Here is a 1,051-nt window from a genome sequence, read left to right as displayed (position 1 = left end):
CAAAAGTACTTACTTTTAAGGATGGGAAAACAATGGATCACGCACTTTCTTTGGAATTGGATCCGACAAATATTGCAATAGACCCTCGGGTACATGACTTATCAGACATAAGGCAAAGTGGCATGGCTTGGGTGAAGAGCCATGTTCAAGAGGTCAATGATTGGGTAGAACGGGATGGGTTTGCACTGCTTCGAGGATTAAATATCGTCAGTACAAATCAGTTTAGCACCATATTAGAGACCTTATTTGGGGAGCGCTTGAGCCAATATATTTATCGTTCTTCGCCTCGCACAGCGCTGAAAAACAATATTTACACCACTACGGAATATCATGCTGATCAAGTGATCCTGCAACACAACGAGAACGCCTATTCCAATGTGTGGCCAATGCGGATGGGCTTTTTTTGCGTGATCCCTGCAACCACTGGTGGGTGTACGCCACTGGCAGATAGTCGTGAAGTTTACCGTCATATTCCCACTGAACTAAGAGACAAGTTTGAGCGCTTAGGCGTGCAATATGTACGTAACTACGGCGATATTGACCTACCTTGGCAAGAAGTGTTTCAAACCGAGAGCAAGGCGGAAGTTGAGCAATATTGCCTGCAAAACGAAATTGAATTTACTTGGCTTGATGGTGAACGTTTGCAGACTAAACAGTGGCGTCCAGCCGTGATGCGCCATCCAAAGAGCGGAGAAAAGGTGTGGTTCAATCAAGCCCATTTATTTCACTGCTCAAGCTTAGACAATCAGCTCAGTGCGCAAATGCGTGACAGTATCGGCAGCGAGTTTTTACCACGCAATGCATTTTTTGGCGATGGTAGTGAGATAAGCGACCAAGATATCGCAATAATTAATCAAGTTTATCGGGAGCTTACTTTTGCTTATCCATGGCAGAGGAACGATATTTTGCTGTTGGATAATATGCTCTTTACCCATGGTAGAGAGGCCTATACCGGTACTCGAAAAGTGCTAGTTGGCATGGCGAACATAGCCTCGGCTTAACTGGTTAATATTAATCTGCTCTAGTGAAAACTGGGCAACAACACTTGTTA

Annotated in this window: 1 protein-coding gene; it reads left to right on the top strand. The window is 44.4% G+C overall.

Annotated elements, in window-relative coordinates:
* The first annotated feature begins 32 nt into the window (after positions 1-32).
* Positions 33-1,001 (top strand): TauD/TfdA family dioxygenase, encoded by a 969-nt coding sequence (locus tag CEX98_RS01505; protein WP_099640378.1) that lies wholly within the window; start codon positions 33-35, stop codon positions 999-1,001.
* The last annotated feature ends 50 nt before the right edge of the window (positions 1,002-1,051 follow it).

This window comes from Pseudoalteromonas piscicida, from assembly GCF_002744175.1.
GTDB classification, from domain to species: Bacteria; Pseudomonadota; Gammaproteobacteria; order Enterobacterales; family Alteromonadaceae; genus Pseudoalteromonas; species Pseudoalteromonas piscicida_B.
The sequence above is the reverse complement of the archived record's forward strand: the minus strand, read 5'-3'. Positions and strand labels throughout refer to the sequence as shown.

What these genes read in the sequence shown, in the direction of transcription:
- CEX98_RS01505 (WP_099640378.1), top strand. Translation starts at nt 33, where the DNA reads ATGGATCACGCACTTTCTTTGGAATTGGATCCGACAAATATTGCAATA.